This window comes from Pseudomonas sp. X4 (genome assembly GCF_040784925.1).
GTDB lineage: Bacteria > Pseudomonadota > Gammaproteobacteria > Pseudomonadales > Pseudomonadaceae > Aquipseudomonas > Aquipseudomonas putida_Z.
Window position 1 is genome coordinate 298,175 of record NZ_CP160798.1, and the last position, 25,046, is coordinate 323,220.

The window sequence follows — 25,046 nt, forward strand, 5'->3', positions numbered from 1 at the left end:
AGCGCTATGGAATTCACCACTCAACACTTCATCGCATTGGCGCCGATGCTGATCACCACCATCACCACGGTGGTGGTGATGCTGGCGATCGCCTGGAAGCGCAACCACTCGCAGACCTTCCTGCTGTCCACCGTGGGCCTCAACCTGGCCCTGCTGTCGATCCTGCCGGCACTGAAGGTTGCGCCGCTGGCGGTCACCCCGCTGATCACCATCGACAAGTTCGCCTGCCTGTACATGGCGATCATCCTGGTGGCGACGCTGGCCTGCGTCACCCTCGCCCACGCCTACCTCGGCGAAGGCTCCAAGGGCTTCCCGGGCAACCGTGAAGAACTGTACCTGCTGCTGCTGATGTCGGCCCTCGGTGGCCTGGTGCTGGTCAGCGCCAACCACCTGGCCGGCCTGTTCATCGGCCTGGAGCTGCTGTCGGTACCGGTCTACGGCCTGGTGGCGTATGCCTTCTTCAACAAGCGCTCGCTGGAAGCCGGCATCAAGTACATGGTGCTGTCGGCCGCTGGCTCGGCCTTCCTGCTGTTCGGCATGGCCCTGCTTTACGCCGACGCCGGCAGCCTGAGCTTCGACCAGATCGGCAAGGCCCTGGCCGCCACCAGCATGCCAAGCCTGGTGGCCCAGCTGGGCCTGGGCATGATGCTGGTCGGCCTGGCCTTCAAGCTGTCGCTGGTACCGTTCCACCTGTGGACCCCGGACGTGTACGAAGGCGCCCCGGTACCGGTCGCCGCCTTCCTGGCCACCGCCAGCAAGGTTGCGGTGTTCGCCGTGGTCGTGCGCCTGTTCATGCTCTCCCCTGCTGCCAGCAGCGGCGTGCTGAGCACCGTGCTGGCGGTGATTGCCGTGGCCTCGATCCTGATCGGTAACCTGCTGGCACTGACCCAGAGCAACCTCAAGCGCCTGCTCGGTTACTCGTCCATCGCCCACTTCGGTTACCTGGTCATCGCCCTGGTCGCCAGCAAGGGCCTGGCACTGGAAGCAATGGGCGTGTACCTGGTCACCTACGTGATCACCAGCCTGGGCGCCTTCGGCGTCATCACCCTGATGTCCTCGCCTTACGGCGGCCGTGACGCCGATGCACTGTACGAGTACCGCGGCCTGTTCTGGCGTCGTCCGTACCTGACTGCGGTACTGACCGTGATGATGCTGTCGCTGGCGGGCATCCCGCTCACCGCCGGCTTCATCGGCAAGTTCTACATCATTGCCACTGGCGTCGAGTCGCACCTGTGGTGGCTGGTCGGTGCGTTGGTGATCGGTAGCGCCATCGGTGTCTACTACTACCTGCGCGTCATGGTCACCCTGTACCTGGTCGAGCCGAACCTGCGTCGCCACGACGCCCCGCTGAAGTGGGAACAGCGCACCGGCGGCGTCATGCTGCTGGCCATCGCCATTCTCGCCTTCGTGCTGGGTGTGTACCCGCAACCGCTGCTGGAAATGGTCCAGCAAGCCGGCCTGCAACTGATCGGCTAATCGCGCCCCGGTAAAACAAGACACCCCGCTCATGCGGGGTGTTTTTTTATCTGCGCGCTTTTTATCCGTGAGCATGAAGGCTCATTTACCGGGATTGTCCTGCGCGGACCCCGGCAGCGCTGCCTTGCGTAAATCACCATTGGCCGAAGGCAGGTACACTTCCGGGTTGGGCATGCCGCTGGGCGAGAGTTCATGGGTCATTTCGAACTCGGCGCGCACCGACCAGCCACATGCCTCGTTGGTGCATTGCAAATAGGCGATCCGCAGGAAAATATGACGCCCTTCACTGGTGCGTATGCGCATCCGGCTGTGGCAATGCGGGCAAACCAGCTTGTATGTACTCACGGCAAATACCTGCAAACATTGTTCAGGCTTACCTTCTGTGAGAATAATCGTCCGGTTTTGTCAGTATTGGCTGCATATATAGGTGTATTCTTCAGTTTGATGCTTCTCATTGCAGGAACGCTCCTTAAAACGCAGGGCTGTATTCATAACGAGTAGTTTAAGCCCATGGAATATCATTAAACCAGTCATGGATATTTGTTATGAGTACCCACGTACTTGCTTCGGTGCTGGCCAGGCTGAAGCTTCTGACCGCTACGGAATCCGATGCCGAGCTGTCCAGAGCGCTTTCGATCAGCCCGCAGACATTGAGCAGCTGGAAGGTGCGCGACAGCATTCCTTATTCACTATGCATAGACATCGCCAGGCAATACGCATGCTCATTGGACTGGCTTCTGCTGGGTGAACCCGAACGACATCGCGCAGGCCTGGACGAAGACGGCTGGGAACACGACATGCTCGCGCGCCTGCGCACCTTGTCGCTTGCCGATCGCCAGGCCGTTCTCCTGCTGGTCCAGGACAAGCAACGCATCCAGCAGCTGGAACGGCAATTGAGCGCGCTGACCAGTCGCCCGCCCAATGCCGCCAGCGGCTAACCCCGGCGGCGCCAGCGCTGGATGAGTTCGCGCGGGTCCAGGGTATCCAGCCAGACCATCACCTTGAGGCTGATGGGGATCACCACCACGGCAGCCACGAACGCCGCCATGCCACGGCTCAGCAGGGGCACCAGTGACGAGACCAGCGGCTCGAACAGGTGGCCCACCCCCACGGTCACGAATACCAGCAACAGTTTCTTGCCCAGCGTCAGGCGCCTGGCCTTGTTGGTGATCAACCGGTCGCGCGCCGCGCTCACCAGCAAAGCCCCCAGCAGCGCGGCAAACAGGACATTGCCATCCACGCCCAGCAACTCCACCAACGCCGGGGCCAGGCTGTCGAAAACAGATTCTTCAGTCATGGGCAGCCCCTCTGTGTGCGGCGGGCAGGTAGGCGGTCGAGCCCAGGCTATGCATGACCGCGGCTTCGACAAAGCGGATGTAGCACACCCGCAATGCACGCCCCTGGTCATGCCCGGCCACATCCTCGAGGCGCTTGTAGCCCCGTTCTCGCAACACCGCGCGCCAGCGCGCGAATTCGCGTGCCGCGTCGATGGCCGCGCAGCGTGCGGCCACCTCCAGCGCAGCCTCACTGACAGGCCGCTGCAGGTTCAGGCGCTCACGCAGCCTGCCCAGGTCCACCCGTGGCCAGAACGGGTCATGGCAGTCGGCAAAACGCGGTAACCGAGGATCGTTGCCCATGCTTCACCCCCTCACTGCTCGGCCAGCATGCCGTAGCGAATGGCTTTGATCACCGCAGCCACCCGCGTGGGCACATCGAACTTGCGCAGGATGTTCGACACATGGAAGTTCACCGTCGATTCCTTGCATTCCAGGATCCGGCCAATCTCCCACGAGCTCTTGCCGTAGGCACACCACAACAGCACTTGCCGTTCACGTGGCGTCAGGCGAACCGGGGCGTCCGCCAGGGGGTGCTGCGAGTGTCGTGCGTTGTCAGTCATGTTTGAACTCCACGGGTGATTGAGCGAGGCATCGCTGCCGGTCTGCAATCACCTTACGAAGCGCGGGTCGCCCTGCTCCATCGCTACGGCTTGTAAAGAACTTTCGTACAAAACCGTCTGACGAAGGTTGCGCGATATTTGTCGACTTTCCTCGTGCTCCAAGCGGCATTTCGCTCGTCTCAACGCCGTTGTCCATTCGCCTTTCGCCTGGAGTCGTACAATGCGTTGCGTTTTGCCCCCACCATCCTGCCTCGGCCTGCTGGCTGCTTTCGCTGCCTCCCAGCCCGCCCTGGCGGCACCTTCGGTCGAGTTGGGCCAGGTGCTGATCACCGATGAGGAGCAGAACGACCTGACCGCCGCCAGCGAACGCCTGCACGAAGTGCCGGGCGCCAGCAACCTGGTGGACATGCAGCGTGTAGGGCAAGGCCGGGTTGCCAGCAACCAGGATGTACTTGCCTACCAGCCCGGGGTATTCGCGCAATCGGCGGGCAACGATGGCATCAAGCTGTCGATCCGCGGTTCGGGCATCAACCGCGCACCGGGGGCCCACGGTTCCGGGGTGTACACGATGTTCGACGGCCTGCCCCTGACCGGCCCGGGCGGTACGCCCTACGAACTGTTCGAACCGCTGTGGCTGAGCCGTGCCGAAGTGCTGCGCGGCGCCAACGGCTTCGACCACGGGTCCCTCGCCCTTGGCGGTGCGATCAACTACGTCACCCACACCGGCTACGACGCCGCGCCGCTGCAGGTGCGCTACGAAGTCGGCAGCCGCGGCTACCAGCACCGGCACATCAGCTCGGGGCAGGTGCTGGGCAACCTCGACTACTACGTGGCCCTGACCGATTCGGAATATGACGGCTACCAGGCGCACAGCAGCGGCAGCGCCAAGGGGGTTGCCGCCAACGTCGGCTACCGCTTCAACCCGAACCTGGAAACCCGCTTCTACCTGCGCTATCGGGAAACCGAGAACGAGTTGGCCGGGCGCCTGACCAAGGAGCAGATCAAGCACCACCCCCGCGCCGCGAACCCGGCCTACCTGGCCCGCGACGACAGCCGCCCGCAACCGGGCAGTACCTGGGTGGGCAACAAGACCACCTTCTACCTCGACGACGATGCGCGCCTGGAAGCTGGCCTGGTCTACCACGACTACCCGATGGACCTGCGCGAAGGCCCGATGCGCCTGAAGGTGGCCTATACCGATGTGAGCGGCACCTTGAACTACTTCCGCCGCGACACCCTGTTCGGCCACGAGAGCAAGACCACTGTCGGCTGGCGCACCACCAAGCACCTGCCCAACAGTGGTGCTTCACAGTTCGAACGCACGGGCGACGTGTTCGGCAAGCGTACCCGTGACTTCACCTACCAGGGCTCGGACACCGTGCTGCATGTGGGCAATGACCTGGAGCTGGTACCGAACCTGTGGCTGACCACAGGCCTGGCGATGATCTATACCCGTCGTGAAAGTGATGTCACTTACCCTGCCGAGGGTGGCAAGGTGAGCATGCACAACTGGGACTATGCGCCACGCGTGGGGCTGCGCTATGACATCAGCCCGGACCTGCAGGTGTATGGCAACTTGAGCCGCTCGGTAGAGCCACCTCACCCGTGGTCGCTGATCTGGAGCTCGCCCAAAGTAGGCGGCAAGCAGATCCAGCCGATCGAGATGCAGAACCAGACCGCCACGACCCTGGAGCTGGGCGCGCGTGGCGATTCGGCGCTTGGCCGCTGGGACCTGGCCTGGTACTACTCGCAAGTGCGCCACGAGCTGCTGGCCGTGGAAGTGGTGCCGAACTTCACCTCGGAATTCAACGCCAGCGCCACCGTGCACCAAGGCGTGGAAGCCGGCCTCGACAGTACCCTGTGGGAACGTGCCGGCACTGGCAAGCTGAGCTTGCGCCAGGCCTACACCTTCAGTGACTTCCACTACCGCGATGACGACAAGTTCGGCGACAACCGCCTGCCGGGCATCCCGATGCACTACTACCAGGCCGAGCTGCGCTATGACTGGCCGAGCGGTTTCTACGCGGGGGTGAACACGCAGATGGCGTCGAAGGTGCAGGTGGACTACGCCAACAGTTACCACGCCGATGAATATGCCCTGCTCGGCGCACGCCTGGGCTGGGATTCACCGAAGCAGGACTGGCAGACCTGGCTGGACCTGCGCAACCTGACCAACAAGCGTTATGCGGCGACGGTGACACCTGGCTACAACGATGCTGGAAAGGATGAGGCCCGTTCGACGCCAGGCGAAGGCTTTGGCGTGTATGCCGGGGTTTCCTACAGCTTCCGCTAGGCCGCCGGGGCCGCTGTGCGGCCCATCGCCGGCAAGCCAGCTCCCACACCGACCGCATCGCTCTCAATCCATGTGAATTTCCTGAAGAAGCAAATCTCCAAAGCCAACGCGGTCGGTGTGGGAGCTGGCTTGCCGGCGATGGGCTGCGGAGCAGCCCCTTTGAAAGCTGACACCGAATGAACAGGCCTCAAACCGCCCTGTTCAACTTCACCCAGGAAGCGAACTTGTCGATAAACGCCTGCAAGAACGGTCGGGTCTTGTCACTGAGCTTGCCCGCATCGTCGAACAGGCTAGCCGCGCCGCCAATGTAGGCCTCGGGCATCTGCATGCACGGCATGTCCAGAAACACCAGCGACTGGCGCACGGCATGGTTGGCACCAAAGCCACCAATGGCCCCCGGCGACACACTGACCACCGCCGCCGGCTTGCCACTCCAGGCGCTTTGCCCGTAAGGCCGCGAGCCCACATCGATGGCATTCTTCAGGCCGCCAGGTACCGAGCGGTTGTACTCCGGGGTAACGAACAGCACCGCATCACTGCGGCGGATCTCGTCGCGAAAACGCTTCCACGCTTCCGGCGGCGCTTCGGCCTCGACATCCTCGTTGTACAACGGCAAATCGCCAATCTCGACGATCTTCAGGGCAAGGCTGGACGGCGCCAGCTCCGAGAGTGCGCGGGCGATCTTGCGGTTGTAGGAGTCCTTGCGCAAGCTACCGACGACCACTGCTACCGAATACACCTGGCTCATGGCAATTTCCAACCTCTGCTGGGTAAAGGGACGTTGTAGTTATAGATGACCGTTCCTCGGCGCTTTGGTTTTTTTTCCGCGGGGCGAAAACTTCCGACGCTGTTCCACGGTCTATGCCTGCAGACATTTCCCACGTAATTCAGAGGTTTCCACCCAAATGGCAGCAGTAATGGTCGGCCAATTCCACGCCCGTGACGCCGAAGGCCGCATCTACCCCGTGCACGAGTTCCAGGAGTCGACCCTGCAAACCGACGGCAGCACGCTGGGCGCCCCCATCACCACCTATCGCCTGGCCATCGGCGACAAGGTCAACCACCTGGGTGAAAACCGCTTCGAACTGGCGCGCAGCGGCGTCGAGATCATTCGCATTCCCTGATGCAATCCACCGTGTAGCGGCCGCTTTCGTTCTGCAGGCCGTGCACGTCGGCGACGAAACCTGGGAAGCCCTGGTTGAACGCCCGGGCGAACGCCAGGTAATCGACTATCGAGCGGGTCGCCTCGGTGAACCGCTCCCCCGGCATGATCAACGGAATACCAGGCGGGTACGGCACCAGCATCACCGCCGCCACCCGCCCCAGCAGCGCCTCGATCGGCACCGCCTCCACCTCACCGCGTACCATCTGGTCATAGGCCCGGGCCGGGCTCACGGCCACCTCCGGCAAGCGCGTGAACAGCCGCTTCAATTGCTTGGCCGTGGCATTGGCGCGGTAGCAGCCATGCAACTGGTCGCACAGGTCGCGCAGGCCCATGCCCTGGTAGCGTGAAGCATCGGCAGCCACCACGCTCGGCAGGCAGTCGCTCAGGTCGGTATTGCCGTCATAGTGGCGCTTGAACTCCAGCAACTCGGTGAGCAAGGTGCTCCACTTGCCCTTGGTGATACCCATGGAGAACAGCACCAGGAAGCTGTACAGGCCGGTTTTCTCCACCACCAGCCCCCGCTCCCAGAGAAACTTGCTGACCACCGCCGCCGGGATGCCATGCTCGCCCAGCGCACCGCCCGCGCTCAGGCCTGGCATTACCAGGGTCACCTTCAGCGGGTCGAGCAGCACATAGTCGTCCGCCACTTCGCCAAAGCCATGCCACTCCGCCCCCGGCTGCAGCAGCCAGTCCTGCGCGGCCAGGCGGTGGATGCCTTCGGCGCTCGGCGGCTGCCAGATGCTGAACCACCAGTCGTCGGCGGCGATGTGCTCGCGCAGGTTGGCCAGGGCACGGCGAAAGCTCAGCGCCTCGTCGAACATTTCTTGCAGCAGCGAACGCCCGGCCGGCCCTTCCATCATGGTCGAGGCCACGTCCAGCGAAGCGAGAATGCTGTACTGCGGCGAGGTCGAGATGTGCATCATGAACGCTTCGTTGAAGCGGTCACGGTCCAGCTGGCGCCTGGCCCCGTCCTGCACATGAATCATCGAGGCCTGGCTGAACGCGGCCAACAGCTTGTGGGTGGAATGGGTGCTGAACACCAGCGGGCTGTCTGCCGCGCAGGCCGTGCCCATGGCATAGCGCCCGGTGAAGAACTCGTGGAACGCCGCATAGGCGAACCAGGCCTCGTCGAAGTGCAGCACCTCGACACTGGCGCCCAGGGTCTGCTTGATCAAGCCGGCGTGGTAGCACAGGCCGTCGTAGGTGGAGTTGGTCACCACCGCCAGCTTGATGCGCTGCCCGCGATCACGGGCGAGAGGGTTGGCCTGGATCTTCGCCTGGATCGCCTCGGGGCTGAACTCGCTGAGCGGGATCGGGCCGATGATCCCGAGTTCGTTGCGCTCGGGGCACAGATAGAGGGGGATGGCACCGGTCATGATGATCGCGTGCACCACCGACTTGTGGCAGTTGCGGTCCACCAGCACCAGGTCGTCGCGGCCGACCATGGCGTGCCAGACGATCTTGTTGGCCGTGGAGGTGCCATTGATGACGAAGAAGGTGTGATCGGCGCCAAAGTTGCGCGCGGCCCTGGCTTCGGCTTCGGCCAAGGGGCCGGTGTGATCGAGCAGCGAGCCCAGCTCCGGCACGGAAACGGACAGGTCCGAGCGCAGGGTGTTTTCCCCGAAGAACTGGTGAAAGGCCTGGCCCACCGGGCTTTTGCGATAGGCCACGCCGCCACCGTGGCCCGGGGTGTGCCAGGAATAGTTGGACTGCGCGGTGTGCTGCACCAGGGCCTTGAAGAACGGCGGCAGCAGGCCGTCGAGGTAGATATGTGCGGCACGCGCCACCTGGCGCGCAAGAAACGGTACGGTGTCTTCGAACAGGTAGAGGATGCCGCGCAGCTGGTTGAGCTCGCTCATGGCTTCGGCGGGGGCGTTTTCCAGGGTCACCTGTTCGCCCAGGGCGAAAATCGGCAGGTTGGGGGCGCGCAGGCGGGCCAGGCGGATCAGCTCGGCCATGTTCTGCAGCAGGTGGGTATTCTCGCCGACGCCCTCGGCGGCAATCAGCATGCAGGCCAGGCCATGGTGGGTGGCGGCGACCAGGCAGGCCTCGGCATGGTCGGCGGCGGCGAGGATGGCAAAGCCGTCCTGGCGCAGTTCCTCGGCGATGCCCCGCACACGCTCGCCAGCTACGCTGTCGGCCTTGATGGCGCGGTGCACGATGAGGATGGGGAACTTGAGGTCCTTGTACATCAGGTGGCTACCTCCGAAGGACATGACGTCCATTTCAGGGTAGTTGAGCCTTGTATTGCCTGTGCAGGCCTCTTCGCGGGTGAACCCGCTCCCACAGGGACCGCATTGCATTCAAGGCCAGTCGATTTCCTGTGGGAGCGGGTTCACCCGCGAAAGGGCCGGAGCAGGCGAAAAATCAGCCAGCAGGTGTCTCGGTCAGAGCCTGCCACATGGATGGCCCACCCGCCGACTTGGCAATGGCCGCCAGGCGCTCGGCATGCGCCTCCAGCTCCTCGGCACTGGCCATGATCACCCGCCCGGGCGCCCGCCCGGTAATACGGCGAATCTCGCTGCCACCAGCACCCGCCCCTTCATCCCCGGCCTCTGCACCATGCCCGGCCAGCGACAGGCTGGTCTGGCCACCGGTCATTGCCAGGTAGACGTCAGCCAGCAGTTCCGAGTCGAGCAATGCGCCGTGCAGCTCACGGCCCGAGTTGTCGATGTCGTAGCGTTTGCACAGTGCATCCAGGCTGTTGCGCTGCCCCGGGTGGCGCGAACGCGCCAGCAGCAGGGTGTCGAGGATGGTGCAATGCTGCGAAATGTCCGCGCGGTCCTGCTGGCCCAGCAAGGCAAATTCGTTGTTGATGAAGCCAACGTCGAACGCCGCGTTGTGGATGACCAGCGTGGCGCCCTGGATGAACTCGAAGAACTCCTCGGCAACATCGCCAAAGCGTGGCTTGCCGACCAGGAAGGCATCGGTGATGCCGTGGACGTTGATGGCGCCCTCGTCGCTCTCGCGGTCCGGCTGCAGGTAGACGTGGAAGTGCCGCCCGGTCAGGCGCCGGCCGATGACCTCGACACAGCCGATCTCGATGATCCGGTGGCCTTCGCTGACCGGCATACCCGTGGTTTCGGTATCGAGAATTACCAGACGTACCTGAGCAGTTGTGTCAACCATGATGCATTTCTCTCTACCAAAACCTTATAAATAATGATACCACGGGAGATTTTTCGTTTCCAAGGGGCAAAAAAATGTAAACAGAACTTGCCCTACCTTGACATACCGATCAAAATGTAAAAATGACCTTTTCAATAAAGTCCTACATTTCAAAATCGGGCGAGCGCTTCTCCCTCCTGTTTAGCGCCGACGCACCCGGCATCCCACTGTTCTATCCCTCTGCCTTCCTTTCGAGGCACCTGCGGGAGAACAACACCCACCAGACGCAGGTAGCAGCGCTGGACGCGATCCGTCGTTTGTGCGAATGGGAGCGGGATCGAGGGTTGAGCTTGGAAGACAACCTAGTTATTGGTGAATTGCTGTCTATTCATCAAATCGATGACCTGGCAAGCCATGTCAAGGTGAGCAGAAGAAGTAGGAACGGACAGTTGATAAGCGGCGCAAAGTTTAATGGTTACTGGTTCTACATTACCGCCTACTTATGCTGGCTAACCGACCAGTTGTTGCCTAAGCGGAACAACAAGGAAGTCCGCCAACTGGTGAATGACCAAGTCGAAAGCTTAAAAGCCAAAACCCTTAAGCGGATCGGTTCAAAGGCGAGAAAAAATCAGCACACATTGGAGGACAAGCTGTCCGAAAATGTCCGTGCAAAACTGCTCCACATCTTTAACGATCCATATCAAGATGTTATGCATACTGCCAATCGCGCAACACGACTGCGCAACGTTGTAATGCTACGAATCCTGTATGAAACTGGAATGAGGCGCGGTGAATTGCTCTCACTTAAAATCAAGCATTTTGTGGAAGCAAGCGGCGGAGATAGTGCATACCTTTCCATCGAAACCAATCATTCAGATGAATACGACCGCCGTGTCAATCAGCCGGTCGCCAAAACGCTCGGTCGGGATCTACCAATATCTGAGGGATTAGAAAGCCAGATCATTGAGTATCAAACCCTGTACCGTTCTGAGTTGCCCAACGTGGGACACAGCGACAATGATTTTCTTTTTTGCGTGCATCGCCGAGGAAGAACTCAAGGAAACCCGCTGAGTATTAATGGTTTTAACTCAGCATTCCAATACTTCCGTGGTTTGTTCCCTGACCTAGGAAGCGAAATCCACCCACATGCATTTCGCCATGACTGGAACTATCGATTCTCGCTTCTCGCCGACGCGGAAGGCTACACAGAGTCCGAAGAGGCCGAAGCCCGCGAAACACTAATGGGCTGGAATCCTGGCTCAGACATGGCCAAGGTATACAACTTGCGACACCGCAAAGCCAAGGCTATGGAAGTTGGCCAACAAATTGCCCGCGACACAGAGCGACCAAGCAAATGAAAAAAGCATCTACACAATTAGAACAAAAAATAGCTGATGCTGAGTCCTTGACCTACTCCTCAAAAGTAAACCCTGAGGATGTTGCCTTAGATCTTGCAGCAACTGCTCGCACAGCTTTTGATGGGCGAATTTTCTGGGAAAACGACAAGCTTGTCTATCTCGGACAGGCAGGCGTTGACTTTCATGCTGCACTCTCACTTATGACGACTGAAGCAAGATCCGAGTTCAAAAATCTCGCACTTCAGTATGCAGAAAGCAAAACCGTTTCGAACGTCACTTTTTTCGGGATGATGCATAGCCTAAGAACCTCACTTGCGCGGCACCCTAGCAGGACATTCACTTTAAAATGGGCAAGCGTCTCAATCGAGAATGAAAACTTTCGGCATTCAATAGCACAGATCCTAAAATTTCTTGAGCACATTCAAAAAAGATTCTCGCGATTAGTTGACAGCGAAGCTCTAAACTTACTTGCGCAAACCGGAAGCAGGAGATATTCGTCAAATAATGTCCAGTCAGATGACCCTGAAAAAAGCTGGCTTACTCCAGACGAGTATGATGCAGTTCTGAGAACCACTTGGGACTTTTTCGACAAAACTGGATGCACTCAATCTACGCTTATACGCTTGCTTTCTTTGCAATATGCGCGCCGCCCTACTCAGCTTCGAAGCCTAAAATTTTGCGACCTTAAATGTGGCGCCAACAAAAAACTAAAAAAACTCCAAGAGAATGAAATTCATTTCCCTGCGGCAAAAGAAAAGGATTCGGAAAGTGAATTCAGAGGAGGCAAAGCCGAGATCCACCCCATTGCGAATCACTTGTGGCACTTGCTTCAAATTCAAAAAAAATCCATTAAACAAATTTTCCAGCAAGCGCTGAATGTCAAGCTAAGCGAATCTGATTTAGATAAGCTCCCCGTTTTCACTACTGCATCACGAGTAAGAAAATCAATAGAATGGCTAACTAACAGTCTTGCATTAAATCCGATTGAGCACCTCCATCACGAGCTATTCCATGTTCGTGCAAACCCAGTACTTCGCACGATCGCCTTCACTCAAAATCTTCAACTTGATATATATAGCAAGGCAACAAAAGATCGAGTATCCGCTCCACCGCTTCCCCTGAGCGAGCGCACCCAAAAACCTATCCTCGTCTCCGCTAACCGTCTGCGACACACGCGTGCTCGTCAGTTAGCGAGACAAGGCGTACCCAAACCCATCCTGTCCTACTGGCTCGGACATAACGATCCTACAGCGATCGACTCCTATTACAGCGATCCAGCCGAAGAGGCTCGTCACCTAGATGAAAAAATGTCCAAAGGTCTCACCCCCCTGGCCATGGCATTCCAAGGCCGAATCATCGCAACCGACGCCGAGGCAACACATGCCAATGACCCGAGCAAGCGCTTGGAGTTTCCCAGTGGATACGACCTACGCTATGTAGGCCACTGTGGAAAGCTCAGCTTTTGCTCAACCACATCTATTCCGATTCCGTGCTATCGCTGCAACAAGTTCGAGCCCTTGGTGGATGCTCCCCACCAAGAGGTACTTGAAGCGCTGATTTACAGGCAGTCTCAAGAACGAGACTTGCTCAAGGTAGGCGGTATGCGCAAGCTGCTTATACCAATCGACCTCTCTGCTGACATTCGCGCTGTGGAACGCTGCATCGAGTTGTGCAAGATAAAGCGCGAACAAAAGCCTCGACAAGACCAGCAAGAACAAACATATAAAAAAGAAGATGACCAATGAGCACTCATCTCAAACTTGTTAGCTTCAACCCTAACCCCGAGCTTAGCCCCTCATCCAACCTTAAAAATTTCATCGCTTATTGTCGCAACAACCTTACCGTATTTACGCACGCGCCGGACTATAGCTGGGATGCATACTACTGGCGGGACGTGAACAAAGACAACTCTCGACTGAGGTTTACCAAGCAAGAGCACGCAAATGTTCATCCGGCGGCGGTACCGACAACTGAACAGCTCATGGATACGGAAATGCAGGATATCTGCAAAGCCTATCTTAGTTATAGACACACTATAAGCCCTCACAAAAATGCTGCACGTGAGCTACAAGCCTTTCGCGCGCTGGATAAGGCGCTTAGAAGCGATGTGAATGGCAAGGCATCGATTGCTGAGCTTACAGAAAGCCATTTCTTGGAAGCTACAAAGTCACTACAGGACATCGCTGCTCGACAGAACATCGTTCTAGCACTGCTACAGATCTTGAAATTGCTGTCGGAAAAGTTAATTGTGCCCGCAGAGGTGGTACGGTGGACAAATCCTTTTGTAAAACAGGCGTCGTATCACGCGCTACGGGGCGCTAATGCGCCGGCGGAAGTGAAAGCGGAAAAGTTGGCTGACCAGGATGCCCTACTCAGCATCGCAGACGTGTTCAGCCAATCGCTTAGCCAGCTGGATGACAGTGACATAATGGTCACCTCGCTTACTGCACTGTTGCTGTCGGCCCCCATGAGGATCGGCGAGACATTACGCTGGCGGACAGATTGCTTACGATCGGACACCGACAGCCAGGGTACCCTACAGCGGTATCTAGCCTACTACGTGCCCAAGACTCGCAGCTACACGCGCAAGGCCGTGCCAACTACGATGGCAGAGGTTGCCCAGGAGGCAGTGGATCGGCTTACAAGCATCACGGATGAGGGCCGGAGGCTGGCCCGTTACCTGGAGACGAACCCTGCCAAATTCTACCGGCATGACAACTGCCCTGATGTGCCCGACGATCAGGTGTTGACGCCTAATCAAGTCGCTCAAGCCCTTGGCTACATGCACGCAGGGGCATGCGAAGACTTCCTTCGCAAATATACAGGCACTTACACGCTTACTGGGTTTACCCTCAACTCACTCTGGCAAATCGTGCTTGCCGAACACAGCAAGCTCAACCCCCACTTCCCGTATCAAGAGAAACCCGACGGTGAACTCAAACCGCTCAAAATGAGCGAATCTCTGATGTGCTTCAGGAAGCTGCAGCTTGGAGTCCGCGTAAGTACCAGCCCCGTGCTACTTGCCCCGTTCAAAGCTGACCACTATCGCAAGCGGTTGGACGGCACTATCAAAGCCGACCGAAAGAACCAGCGACCACTGTGCTTTTTCACCAAGCACGGCTACGACCCTATCGCACTGAACCCCCACAGCCTTAGGCACTTCGTGAATGAGCTGGCAAGACAACACGGGGTCACTGTTGATGTGATTACAGAGTGGAGCTCACGCGCGTCGCAGACTCAAACCAGAACGTATTTGCACGAGACTGCAGAGCAAAAGCGAGAGCGCACGTCCTCGCTCATGGGTACCAAGCAAGAGCACGAAACACTGACTCCAGTAACCCAAGTCGAGGCTCATGCTTACGGACATGGCCCATTCCACCGCAGCCGTTACGGGATCTGCCGACGAAGCTGGGGCGCCGGGCCTTGCATCAAGTTCGCGGACTGTACCAACTGCTCTGAGCTCTTGGCGTGCAAGGGTGATAAGATTGCACTCGCTGCAGTCAAAAACGACCGTGACCACATGGTTAAGACGTGGGAAGCAGCGAAGCGCGCAGTCGATGCAGGAGAGCGTTCAGCATCGCTTTGGATGCAAAAGGCGACACCACAAATTCAGCGCCTTGCAGAGCTAATCAGCATCATGGAGAACCCTGCCATCCCAGATGGCTCGCCCATCCAGATGATCGGTACGGACTTCAGCCACGAAGCCCTTATTGTGGAAGAGAAAGCTAAGGAAGCGGGTGTTCAGCTCCTCGATAAAGAGCAACTGGCTCTGGAATACGGGGATGACCTGGTCGAACTGTTAGAGATGCTTGTGTGACATGACAGAGATTTATCGCAATGCCTAAAGTCATCACTGATCAGCAGACTCGCGACATCTGTAGGATGATCAACACGTGGGACACCCAACACAAACTGGATTGGAATACGATTTGCTTGGGCGCCCAGGAAATTCTAGGTTGGGCGACGCCGCCAACCCGACAAGCGCTCAACAAGAAGACCACTATCAAGCTGGCTTACCAGGCCAAAAAGGACGCCCTCCGAAAGGAAATCGAGAGAGTTCAGAACCTGCCGCGACCTAAGACTATCCAGGACGGCGCAGAGCGAATAGCTCGCCTAGAAAAGGAGATTGAGCGCTTGAACATGGTGAATAGCCAGTTCGCAGAACTCTTTCGAACTATCGTTCACAACGCGACGCTAGCCGGCCTGAAAAAGCACGATTTGATGAAACCGATCCAAACCATTAAGAAGTAACTAGACGCCACCAAACGAGGTTTGACGAGGCTGAAAATACTGAAAAGTGGGCCTCAGCAAAGGTCACTATCAGCTTCCAAAGCTGTGCTCCAGACAGTGGATGGTTTCAAGGACTTGCTGATACCCAGCCCGATCCCGAGCAAGCTCAAGCGCGGATCGGTCACCGAACGCCGTGCGTCGTTGAGTAAGCCAAACGGCTGCTCTCGCTTTATCTTCAAAGACCCTCTCGGCCTCCCTGCGAATTGCGTCGACGTAGTCCATGATTTCCCCTCCCTTAGGTGAGTATCTACTCCATCTGAGCAACTGCAGGTAATGCTCACGGCACCATGTTAGACCACTTGCTGTGGGTGCATGACCTCAGGGACGAAAGGGGGCAGTGGCTAAAACATCAGTCTCTCCGACGGTAGGATTGGAGCCCTGCGGGCGCCTGACAACCCAGATCTGATGGTGTCCTCGTATTTTCAAGCGGACGCGATCACCCTTAGCCTACGTTCCTTCCTTGAGGCTGTATGCTGAAAGTAACAGTCAGAGGCGTTTGCAGGAGTCAGCTATGAAAATCACCGGAAGAGTCGAAGTCGAGACCGTAACTGATGTCGTATGCGATTTATGCCGTTGTTCAACCCGCTTGGATATTGGCGGGCATCAGTTCGGCACCCTACAAGCACACTGGGGCTATGGCGCTGCCCATGACGGGGAGCGCTATGAACTGCACCTGTGTGAGGATTGCTTTTTCCAAACATTGGCTTACCTCAAGCAGGAGCGGCGCTCTCAACATCTGTTCAGCGAGGATGGCCAAGATCTCACCGGCAATCTCGGTCTGGTCGCAAAGGATGATATATCGGTGTAAGCGTCCGCCCAATTCACCTTGCGTGAGCTGGGCCGGAATCCAGTGACGGGGTAGCAGCCCGTCTTTAGTAGCCTCTTTGTCAGCATCGGCACCCTAGCGAGACTGCGCTGCTTGTTGACTGGAAGACGTTACAGCACACTAAACGGGCACCATCTCTTCTTAGCGTCGCCGCCTAGATGACACTGCCAGACGCTTACGATAGAGGTCTTTGCTTCCCGGCTGCAAAGGGTTTGCGATGCGATAGAGCTTGAGATGAAACCCTGGAGCCTCATATTTACTTCGTTGCGGCGCCACCTCCACTCGCCAGCCAAATATATCCTTCAGATCGGCATTGAGTACCTCTAGGTCTCGAACGGCCACTTCCTTCACCTCTTCATGCATAGATCCATTATCTAAATGGGGTAAAGCAATGCACAAGCGGTTTAAGTTAAAAAAATCGCACGCAACTCGCTGAAAGCGACGCAATATATCTCAATAAGCTAAAGCGTTGCCCACATCTCTTTCGTCACTCTTTCAGGGCGACCGTCATCCCATTCGAGCCTAACCAAGTGCTTCGGCTTTTTTCCAATATACACCGACGCAATTAACTCGACATTCTGATGCACGTCCAGAAACTGGAGCGGGAACTTACTTTTGATGTCGCCCTCAGAGACAACCTCGTTACCCTCGGGAAATTCTATTGTCACATGATGCGCAGGCGCCTTGCCCTTATTGAACACTTTCAACCGATATTTACTATTGCCAAGCTTCAGAAACGCCGCCCCCAGATCGGCCTGCTTTTCCAGCTCCACCCCAGCCGTCTCCTTATCCAGGAGCAGCTCATTGAGCTTTGCCTGGCTCTTAATGACCTCCTGCTGCCGGTTGTTGAACTGTACGGTTTTAAAGGTTGCGTACACGGAGAAAAGCAAGGCCAGGGTGGCGATGATGTCGCCGGAGTCGACGGTGATGTTGATCATTTCAGTTTGAAGCCCTTGCTGCCTTTGAACGCGTTTTGCAGGCGCTTACGAAGATCATCAGCTACCGCCTTGGAGACCTCCTTTTTGATCTCACCCAGGTGCGCCTGGATATTCTCCTCGTTCTCCCGGCGCAGCTCATCCCTACTGATCACGCGGTCGCATCCGACGCAAGTGACGCTGTGGCTCTCAGGAGAGTCGCTCTCGAAGGCAGTACCTGCGCAGGTTGGGCAATGGAGCGTAATTGTTCGGGAATGCTTATCCAGATTCATGCCAACACCTCTGCAAGTTTATACCGCTCAGCCTAGCCCATCCTGAGACCTTTACATTGCCCGTTACGGCCATCTTGCATCTAGTCTGCCCCCCACCTATCTGGCCGTATCTGGAAATCGGTGCACGCCGCATCAGCCCCTTCCAAAGCTTGTGTGGCGGCGACACCCTCTAGCGAGCAATTGGCAGGGCAAGTAAGCTCCCCGGATAGCTAAATGCCATATTTCACTAGGGAAGACGGGATGCTAGATACACGCCGCTCCATGCCTGCCGTGCTGGATCGCCACATCGAAAAGGAAGAGGATGATGCCTTTGGGCACCGACACTACGCGCAGGCTCTACGCAGCCTGATCGAGGATGAAGGTCATCGACCGCCATTCAGCATTGGCCTGCTAGGCGGCTGGGGTACCGGCAAGAGCTCCATCAAGGAGATGTACACCCACACCCTGGCTGATGACACTTCGATCGTGGGTGGGCGCCGCCCGCGCAGTCAGCGATTTAAGAGCATCACCTTTAACGCCTGGCGGTTCGGTGGAAAGGAACAGGACATCAAACGCGCCCTGCTGCGTCATGTGTTCCTGGAGCTAGGCGGCGACGAGAACAAACTTCATGATGACCTTTACCGCAATGTCACACACACAGAACTAGTCCCCAAGAGCGTAGGAGAGCTAACCAAGCAGCATCTACTGAGCTGGGTAGCACCGGTGCCGGCATTCCTGATCGCCATCATCAGCTACCTGCTGTTCATCGCCGCAGGACTGAAGTGGCTGCCACTCGACAACAGTGTTGTCCAAGCGCTTTTCGTTGCAGCGGTCACGGGCATTTACGCCTATCTGATCAAGGTCATGAAACCATCGGCGGTCAGTCCTACCAACACCATCACGCGCGTGCATCTCCCTAGCGCCAGTGCTGAACAGTACGAAGATATGCTGTTAAAGCAACTGCGAAAGTTCAAAGCCACAAAGAGCAATGCCGTGCCGTATGAGCGTCTGGTCATATTTGTGGACGACCTGGATCGGCTCTCGGCGGAAGAAATGGTGCTGGGCCTGGATGCAGTGCGTACGTTCATGGAAATTCCGGTCAACAAGCTGCCCGACAATCTCGGACTGGTGTTCGTGATTTCGTGCGATGAGGGCAAGGTTGCAGATGCGCTCTCACGCCGACGTGGCAACCCCGAACAACCTGGCTCCGTCTTCAACCCGACCGATGCGCGACGTTACCTCGATCGCATCTTCCAATTCAGGTTGGAAATCCCTCCTCCACCGCGAAGTGACATGCGCCAGTTTGCGCTAACCAAGCTCAAAGGCTTTCCAGAGCTGGTTAAAGAGATTGCCGAGAAAGGTGCCTCGGTTGAACAGGTGGTGGATCGGATGATTCACGTCAATGTCACCGATCCTCGAAACGCCCTGCAGATCGTGAACGCATTTACCCAGACCTGGTGGCTGGCAAGAAAACGAGAGCGGGATGCCGTTGGAAGTGAGCGGCCAGGCGGCCTGCATGAAGGAGCCGTCACTAACTACCCCGTAGCACTTGGGGCGCTGAGCGCGGCGCGCGTGAGCTTTCCCGGGTTCTACCAAGACCTTCAGGGCGACCCACAGCTGCTGCAACGGCTTACGAATTTGATGTTGAAACAAACGCCGCTGAAGAACGAGCCCCTGGAAACGCTACACGTGCTTAAACGGTACGTGACACAGCTGGAGGGAGAGCAAGAAGGGGAAGAACAAACTGTCCTCGTTGAAGGGCAACGCGACCTACGTCAGTTCCTTGCCAGCTTGGTCGGCATCCAGTGGCCAGCGTCCTTGCAAAGCTTACTGCTGCTATCAGAGGACTTTGCCACACGGCAGTATGGCCCTCATGCCTCGCGCATTTATGGCTACCTTGTTTCTGGTGATTCACACGGTTTCTTGGAAGCGCTTTCACCACGCGCTAATGAGTCGTTGAGCGATCAAGAGACTCAGCTGCTTCACGGTATGTTGAGCGAACTGCATCGCACCGAAGACACGCTAAAGTTCAACGCCATGCGTGTAGTAGCCGACATCATTGATCGCTTGCCAATTCGCACCCGTGACTTGGTGCTCGGTATGTTGAGCAACGATATCGTGACGTCCAACGAGCTGCGTGCACTGCTGGGTGTGGAGAAGATTGGGCGCATTGCCGCTGTTTCCAACCCAACGGATCAAAAGCAAATCGCCTCGGTGCTTATCGACGAGCTACTGACGTTGGACAAGATCTGCTCCATGCGCCTGGGGTCTGGCCAGATGCCCAACGTGGAAGAAACCATCACTATGGTCGAGAGCGCAGCTCAGATTGCACTCACCGTGTTTGCCACCCATGGTCTTTCTCCCATCGCGAAAGATCGGCTGATGGCGTGGTTATCCAAGCGTACGGTGAAAACCGGATCGGGCTCCATCACACTCCCATTTGCCCGCCTTCAAGCCTGGGTTGATGATTTCGAGCCATCCCTTCTGCCTGAGATTGGAACGGCGTACGTGAATCAGCTGACCACCGCGCTGCACGGCCACGAAGACCCGCATGATGATGACGATGTGATTGACGGGCTAGATATGCAGAAGACTGTCTCTCGAATCAGCGCCGTTTGGGATCGCCTGTCGAACGAAGGTGACGAAAGCCGTGAGGTATTATGGGAGCAGATCACCAATCTGACGACGATGGGAGATCCGCTGATCATTGAGTGCGTGACCCAAGCACTGGAACGGTACGTACCGTACTCAAGCGAAGAGCAACTGTTGAAGTGCCTGACCCGACTCAGTATCCGTGTCGCAGACTTCCAGAACCAGCCGATCGATTTCCAACGCGCATTCCGCTTGATTGTTGATCTTGGCGCTGAACGCAAGTCGTACCTTAACGATGAGGGCCTGGAGAGCTATGCTGATCTTGCCATCAGCCTGAGCACCTCCGAAGGTCACTCCCAGGACGCTGCAGAGGTGCTTCAGAAATTCGTTCTGGATAACCCAAGCGGGCTCGGTAGAGTTGTGAATCATTGGATCAGCGGATCCCTCAGAAGCGTACCGAGCGAGTGCCGCACTCTCGTGTTCAAGGTATTCGGAACGCTCAATGAGAATGACCAAGCCGCCTTGGTCAATCAACTGGGTACACTCGTAGCACAGATTCAGATTGATGCCCAAGACGGGAATCTCTACACCGATGCGGCCATTCATATCCCTCTGGAGGAATGGGGCGGCAAGCTGCTTCGCCCACACCTCGATGCTCTTATATCAGCAGCCCCTGGAAAAATTCCAAACTGGAACAGCTATCTGCGTCAGCTCATGCCGGGTATCGCCCATGTCCTCTTGCAAGCAACGCCGGCACTCGCGGGGCCATCGCTGCAAAAATTGTTCAGCGGTGCCAGATCGAATAAAGATGCCTTCGACAACCTGCACAAACACTTCATTGGACGTTGGCCTACAGCAGCTCAGCTCCCGAATGGCTACTCACCCCAGTCGCTGTTCAATGAGGCCAGACAGCACGCAGGTACAGCTCCAGAGGTAGTGGGGAAACACACCTTGGCTTCGATGGCCAGCATGATCGAAAGCGGCATTGTGCCTGACACACAGCGCACGCAACTGATCGAAACGGCTTGCCTCGTCTGGCAGAAGCGCCCTGGTGAGGCGGTTGATTACCTTACTTCTGGAGGACTACGCCTGGCCATCAGCCAAATGGCAGCCCTAGCCGACGCGGTTGATTTCAGCAATGAAGCGCAGGTTGGGATGCTGGAACGAGCGTGGACAGCCATTATTCCCGAGCTCCCAGTGAATGAGTATGTGGATGCGGGTAAGGCGGTACTGCTCAAAGGCCCGATGGGGAATTTGAACGATCCTGACCTAGCCTTCACGGTCTGGTGTCGTGCACTGCAGATCGAAGCATTCGACGATCTTAAGTCGTTACTGCAGAGCAATGAGATCAACGATGAACACCGTAAGCGTGTCTACGGCCACATCCTTCAGGCTGACAAGAACGAGAAGGAGACCAAAGAGTTGCCGTTGATCGCCATCCAGCTTTTCAAAATACCAGACAGTCCCCTTACCTGGGGCGCCGTCAACGATCTGCGTCACGAGATCAAAAATCGACTGCGTTCTCATGAAGAGCGCATGGCATACGCAAGGCTTTTGCTGCGCGAGCTACCCAACGCCGCGTCGGATACCGCAAAGGGATTCATGGCAGCCTGGGCCAAAACCCTTGGCACCGAAGCCCTGCTCAAGGAGCTCAAGCCTGCTCAGCTGTCGGAGGGCGATCTCAAGATCATCAACACTGCATTTGGGACGAGTCGCCCCATGGCTGGATTGGTAAAACGTTGGATCAACATGAATTGATCCTGACCTGATGGGGCTTCCGGATGTCGCGTTGGCGTGCTCGGCTGAGTCGTCAGTGTCCAGGATGCAGAATTTTTTCTGCATCGCCACCAGGAAGCGTGCTGGTAAAAATGGCACACAGCACAGGGACGTCCAACCCAGTCGAAAAACCGACCGCGCATGGATTTTGCGCGGGCTTCACAACCCTCCAAACGAGGACAAGCTCACAGTCTAGTGCTTACTTTCTCACTGACGGGGGTTGCGAAGAGGTGCCATCCTTATGCCATACTGACATCAACATTGAGCCACACGCCTTACACTAATCAGTAAAAGTGTCGCACTGATCCTCATCGCAGCGTGAGCACCCTCACTCCGCCCACATCAGATCGGCAACGTGCGGATTGAGCATCGAAACGGTGAACGGGTGTCGTTCGTCGGGGTCTCAGCAGATGAATGGACAAATGTGAGAGAAGCTGATTGACTCGTGTTGCGGTGCCTCTATAATCCGCGGAATTTTTTCAAGGCGTCCCAGTGGCGCCTTAAGCATGCCTGAATCACGCACCAAGACGTGTCCTAGGCGAAGCGCTCAGTAAGGAAGAAAGGGAGTTAGACGGAATGACGACAGATCGTCTCTTTGACAAGATCCGCAACCGTGTTGGTGAAACGCGTGATCAGCGAGAGAGTGCAGCACGTGACCGCATGAATGCGCTGAACGAGAAGCTAGAGCGTCAGCTCGCTTCTCAAGCGATGACGCCGGATGTGCTCGCGAAAGCCTGCAGCCTTTAATCCCTTTCCGTTCCACAAAAAGCAGCCCGCGCGGCTGCTTTTTTTTGCGCGATCCATAATGACTTCATACCTCGTTTCCAGCTTTCAAAAAGCTACGCTCAGCGCATTGATCCGTGAATGCACCGGTTACGACTTTGCCGACATTTTCACCAAGGATCAGATCACCTACCTGTTCAACTACCTCACTGAGCGCGGTTGCGTATCGATCCTCCTGGAGCCCGAGTACATTGATCGGGAGTTCTTAGAGGACTACTCCCGCTACTACGTGAAGCGTTTCGGCAATGACGGCTATGAGTGCGGGCGAATCCACTTCTTTAGCCACAGCATAGACCACAAGCATCTTGACCTTCTTTTGCAGGGACGTCCCGCCGACGATCTCACGCCCGAGAAGCTCCAGAAGCATTATCTGGGCTTCATGGTTGTGAAGCCCCTAAGTCGCACCTTTGTTGGTAAAACCTGCTTGCAGCTCACGGGCGACAAAGGCATCGGTGACGGCACCAAGAAGAAGATCGCCAAGAAATACGATGTGAATCTCTTTGGCATCAAGTTGCACGTTGATTCAATTGCGTTCCAGGAGCAGGACAAGGTCGTGGCTGCCTGCGCCACCACTGCAATCTGGACGGCCCTCCATGCGCTGCCGGGCAGCGATGTAAAGCACGTTCCGTCGTGCAGCGAGATCACGATGAACGCGCTCAACTTCGTGGAGGGGTCAAACAACGGCTTTCCTAACAAAGAGCTGACGAACAAACAGATTCAACGCTCTCTGGATGTCGAAGGGCTGCGCTACCATTCGAGCAACCTGCTGGAAGAATCCAGAGAATGGTTTCGTGCTTGCGTCACCTCCTACATCGACAGCGACTTACCCTTGGTGCTGGTAGGTGACGTGCACAGCCTGAAACGGTCTGAACAAGGGCGCTGGTGGAGAAAGCGCGAGGTCATAAGCCTTAACAAGGAAGGTGGACACGCGATCACTGTACTCGGCTATGACTTCCGGGTCGGTTCTAACCTGATCTATGTTCACGATGATCGGCTCGGGCCTTACGCACGTGTCGAGCTAGTCGAGCTCAAAGACTTACTTGGCAAGGACACACCTTTAGCGCACCGCGATCGCTGGGCTCTTGCCTTCCGCAAAACCGAGGACAACGGCAAAACCTGGCTTCCCGCCAACGAAATCCTCATTCCCGACGCCTGCATCGTACCGGCAGATAAAAAGGCACGACTACCATTCCAGTACGCCTACGGTACGGCTGAAGTCATTGCCGATCGAATCCGCTTCTGGCTCGATCCTTGGTTGAGGTCGTCGGCAAACCTTCTCCAATCGAACACGCTGAAATTCAACATCAAGCTATCAACGATTTCCGAGGTGAGGGAGCACGTTCGCCAACACGAAATGAAGTACCAAGGCAACGAACGGCTGATGATCGATGCGGATGAGGAAATAATTTTTACAGAAACTGATCTGGAGAGATGGCGCGAGGAGCGTATCCGCTTCCTGACCAGCCCCATGGCCAGGCTCCAGTGGGAAATCGATTTTGTGTGGGGCAATACAGAGGTCTTCAAGGTTCTCTTAGATGCAACGGACATCCCCTTGGGCAACGCCATATCCGGGGTCTATGTCAGCGATCCTCTGTACGCAGAGCTCTTCTTCGGACTGCTTCGCATGCCTGATGGCTTCGACCCTGAAGCTGACAAAGCTCATTTCTATGGATCGTTCGTCAAAGTGCTGGAGCAGCGCGACGTCGACTATGCAAGCCACCTCAATAAGACCTACGGCGCCCTCAGAGCGCCAATAAAAATTGAGGACAGCGAGGTTGATGAATCGGGCAAGGGGCGCCACAAAGGAGTTAAACACCGCTTCGATCCAAAGGGCGAAAAACTCACAGACTTGTTCCCGGAAATTGTTGCTGATCCTGTTATGCGCAATCTTATTTGGGCAATTGGTCGCGACGGCAGTCTGTTTGTGGCTGAGGACATTACAGTACCCAAGCTCGGCCACCCGAGCATGACGGGCTTGCAGGCAGCCCGAATCGCTGGAGAAATCTGGTGGACTGAAGATGAAGGCAAAGCCGTCTGGCATGTGAATCACTCGTCGGGCCGATACAGCCGTGATTACGTGACCCCAAACATCTACCTGGACAATGCCGTCAAGAAAATCGCGTCCTTCTTTGAGGATGACATTAAGTTTGTAGCCAAAGGCAACGCTCGACCACCCTTGGTAGAAGCGCGCTTTGAGGCGGAGAAGGCCAAAAAAGCACAAGGGGAGCTCGCCTAATCATCCCGTCAGGGGGGACAACCTGCCCGCCCTGACGCGCTCCTGAACCTGATCGCTAAA

The 25,046-nt window shown here is 56.9% G+C and carries 22 protein-coding genes; 12 read left to right on the top strand and 10 right to left on the bottom strand.

Translation table 11 applies throughout. The annotated features are described in order from the left end of the window. The first annotated feature begins 6 nt into the window (after positions 1–6). On the top strand, positions 7–1,476 hold the full coding sequence (nuoN, locus tag ABX298_RS01310; RefSeq protein WP_367393965.1) for an NADH-quinone oxidoreductase subunit NuoN: 1,470 nt from the start codon (positions 7–9) through the stop codon (positions 1,474–1,476). A gap of 81 nt (positions 1,477–1,557) precedes the next feature. On the opposite strand, the gene ABX298_RS01315 is transcribed toward nuoN, so the two are convergent. Next, positions 1,558–1,821: an ogr/Delta-like zinc finger family protein gene (locus ABX298_RS01315; RefSeq protein ID WP_075047021.1), complete on the bottom strand. Its 264-nt coding sequence runs from the start codon at positions 1,819–1,821 to the stop codon at positions 1,558–1,560. A gap of 200 nt (positions 1,822–2,021) precedes the next feature. On the opposite strand from ABX298_RS01315, the gene ABX298_RS01320 reads away from it, so the two are divergent. Continuing rightward, positions 2,022–2,414 carry a helix-turn-helix domain-containing protein gene (locus ABX298_RS01320; RefSeq protein ID WP_075045811.1) on the top strand — a complete coding sequence of 131 codons (393 nt, stop codon included), beginning with the start codon at positions 2,022–2,024 and terminating at the stop codon, positions 2,412–2,414. Here the strand turns inward: ABX298_RS01320 and ABX298_RS01325 are convergent. The 3 genes from ABX298_RS01325 to ABX298_RS01335 are packed head-to-tail and all read right to left on the bottom strand — an operon-like array spanning position 2,411 to position 3,373. Next, the gene (locus ABX298_RS01325; RefSeq protein ID WP_075045812.1) at positions 2,411–2,773 is read right to left on the bottom strand and encodes a hypothetical protein; all 363 of its coding nucleotides are present in this window, start codon (positions 2,771–2,773) and stop codon (positions 2,411–2,413) included. The genes ABX298_RS01320 and ABX298_RS01325 overlap by 4 nt on opposite strands. After that, on the bottom strand, positions 2,766–3,113 hold the full coding sequence (locus ABX298_RS01330) for a head completion/stabilization protein (protein ID WP_075045813.1): 348 nt from the start codon (positions 3,111–3,113) through the stop codon (positions 2,766–2,768). The genes ABX298_RS01325 and ABX298_RS01330 overlap by 8 nt, the downstream gene beginning before the upstream one ends. An 11-nt stretch (positions 3,114–3,124) precedes the next feature. Further along, a complete protein-coding gene (locus tag ABX298_RS01335; protein ID WP_367393966.1) occupies positions 3,125–3,373 on the bottom strand; it encodes a LuxR C-terminal-related transcriptional regulator in 249 nt (82 codons plus the stop codon). A 220-nt stretch (positions 3,374–3,593) separates the two neighbouring features. Here ABX298_RS01335 and ABX298_RS01340 point away from each other — a divergent pair, with 220 nt between their 5' ends. Then, entirely contained in the window at positions 3,594–5,666 is a 2,073-nt protein-coding gene (locus ABX298_RS01340) for a TonB-dependent receptor (protein ID WP_317409944.1), read from the top strand. A 187-nt stretch (positions 5,667–5,853) separates the two neighbouring features. Here the strand turns inward: ABX298_RS01340 and ABX298_RS01345 are convergent, their stop codons facing one another. Then, positions 5,854–6,414, bottom strand: coding sequence for an NADPH-dependent FMN reductase (locus tag ABX298_RS01345; protein ID WP_075045816.1), 561 nt, complete (start codon positions 6,412–6,414; stop codon positions 5,854–5,856). 157 nt (positions 6,415–6,571) lie between these two features. Between ABX298_RS01345 and ABX298_RS01350 the strand changes: the two genes are divergently transcribed. Continuing rightward, positions 6,572–6,790 carry a hypothetical protein gene (locus ABX298_RS01350; RefSeq protein WP_003261019.1) on the top strand — a complete coding sequence of 73 codons (219 nt, stop codon included), beginning with the start codon at positions 6,572–6,574 and terminating at the stop codon, positions 6,788–6,790. Here the strand turns inward: ABX298_RS01350 and ABX298_RS01355 are convergent. Together ABX298_RS01355 and dnaQ are read right to left on the bottom strand one after the other, a co-directional pair. Beyond that, the gene (locus ABX298_RS01355; protein WP_367394495.1) at positions 6,774–9,023 is read right to left on the bottom strand and encodes an Orn/Lys/Arg decarboxylase N-terminal domain-containing protein; all 2,250 of its coding nucleotides are present in this window, start codon (positions 9,021–9,023) and stop codon (positions 6,774–6,776) included. The two genes, ABX298_RS01350 and ABX298_RS01355, sit on opposite strands and share 17 nt — an antisense overlap. Positions 9,024–9,198: 175 nt before the next feature. Continuing rightward, complete coding sequence (gene dnaQ / locus ABX298_RS01360) at positions 9,199–9,960, bottom strand: DNA polymerase III subunit epsilon (RefSeq protein WP_367393967.1); 762 nt, start codon at positions 9,958–9,960, stop codon at positions 9,199–9,201. A 122-nt stretch (positions 9,961–10,082) separates the two neighbouring features. Between dnaQ and ABX298_RS01365 the strand changes: the two genes are divergently transcribed. The 4 genes from ABX298_RS01365 to ABX298_RS01380 are packed head-to-tail and all read left to right on the top strand — an operon-like array spanning position 10,083 to position 15,548. Next, complete coding sequence (locus ABX298_RS01365) at positions 10,083–11,297, top strand: site-specific integrase (RefSeq protein WP_367393968.1); 1,215 nt, start codon at positions 10,083–10,085, stop codon at positions 11,295–11,297. Further along, positions 11,294–13,042, top strand: coding sequence for a site-specific integrase (locus ABX298_RS01370; protein ID WP_367393969.1), 1,749 nt, complete (start codon positions 11,294–11,296; stop codon positions 13,040–13,042). Before ABX298_RS01365 ends, ABX298_RS01370 begins: the two co-directional genes overlap by 4 nt. Continuing rightward, positions 13,039–15,114: an integrase gene (locus tag ABX298_RS01375; protein WP_367393970.1), complete on the top strand. Its 2,076-nt coding sequence runs from the start codon at positions 13,039–13,041 to the stop codon at positions 15,112–15,114. Before ABX298_RS01370 ends, ABX298_RS01375 begins: the two co-directional genes overlap by 4 nt. A 20-nt stretch (positions 15,115–15,134) precedes the next feature. Further along, positions 15,135–15,548: a hypothetical protein gene (locus tag ABX298_RS01380; RefSeq protein ID WP_367393971.1), complete on the top strand. Its 414-nt coding sequence runs from the start codon at positions 15,135–15,137 to the stop codon at positions 15,546–15,548. A gap of 69 nt (positions 15,549–15,617) precedes the next feature. Here ABX298_RS01380 and ABX298_RS01385 read toward each other — a convergent pair whose 3' ends face one another. Further along, positions 15,618–15,809: an antitoxin Xre/MbcA/ParS toxin-binding domain-containing protein gene (locus ABX298_RS01385; protein WP_367393972.1), complete on the bottom strand. Its 192-nt coding sequence runs from the start codon at positions 15,807–15,809 to the stop codon at positions 15,618–15,620. A 289-nt stretch (positions 15,810–16,098) separates the two neighbouring features. On the opposite strand from ABX298_RS01385, the gene ABX298_RS01390 reads away from it, so the two are divergent. Further along, on the top strand, positions 16,099–16,395 hold the full coding sequence (locus tag ABX298_RS01390; protein WP_367393973.1) for a hypothetical protein: 297 nt from the start codon (positions 16,099–16,101) through the stop codon (positions 16,393–16,395). Positions 16,396–16,874: 479 nt separating this feature from the next. Here the strand turns inward: ABX298_RS01390 and ABX298_RS01395 are convergent, their stop codons facing one another. Both ABX298_RS01395 and ABX298_RS01400 read right to left on the bottom strand, forming a co-directional pair. Continuing rightward, positions 16,875–17,351 (bottom strand): hypothetical protein, encoded by a 477-nt coding sequence (locus ABX298_RS01395; protein WP_367393974.1) that lies wholly within the window; start codon positions 17,349–17,351, stop codon positions 16,875–16,877. Beyond that, positions 17,348–17,620 carry a hypothetical protein gene (locus ABX298_RS01400; RefSeq protein ID WP_367393975.1) on the bottom strand — a complete coding sequence of 91 codons (273 nt, stop codon included), beginning with the start codon at positions 17,618–17,620 and terminating at the stop codon, positions 17,348–17,350. The genes ABX298_RS01395 and ABX298_RS01400 overlap by 4 nt, the downstream gene beginning before the upstream one ends. Before the next feature lie 240 nt (positions 17,621–17,860). Here ABX298_RS01400 and ABX298_RS01405 point away from each other — a divergent pair, with 240 nt between their 5' ends. The 3 genes from ABX298_RS01405 (at position 17,861) to ABX298_RS01415 (ending at position 24,986) form a co-directional block, all read left to right on the top strand. Continuing rightward, positions 17,861–21,949, top strand: coding sequence for a P-loop NTPase fold protein (locus ABX298_RS01405; RefSeq protein ID WP_367393976.1), 4,089 nt, complete (start codon positions 17,861–17,863; stop codon positions 21,947–21,949). 594 nt (positions 21,950–22,543) lie between these two features. Next, positions 22,544–22,714: a hypothetical protein gene (locus tag ABX298_RS01410; protein ID WP_314969892.1), complete on the top strand. Its 171-nt coding sequence runs from the start codon at positions 22,544–22,546 to the stop codon at positions 22,712–22,714. Positions 22,715–22,772: 58 nt separating this feature from the next. Next, on the top strand, positions 22,773–24,986 hold the full coding sequence (locus ABX298_RS01415) for a hypothetical protein (RefSeq protein WP_367393977.1): 2,214 nt from the start codon (positions 22,773–22,775) through the stop codon (positions 24,984–24,986). Positions 24,987–25,046: the final 60 nt, after the last annotated feature.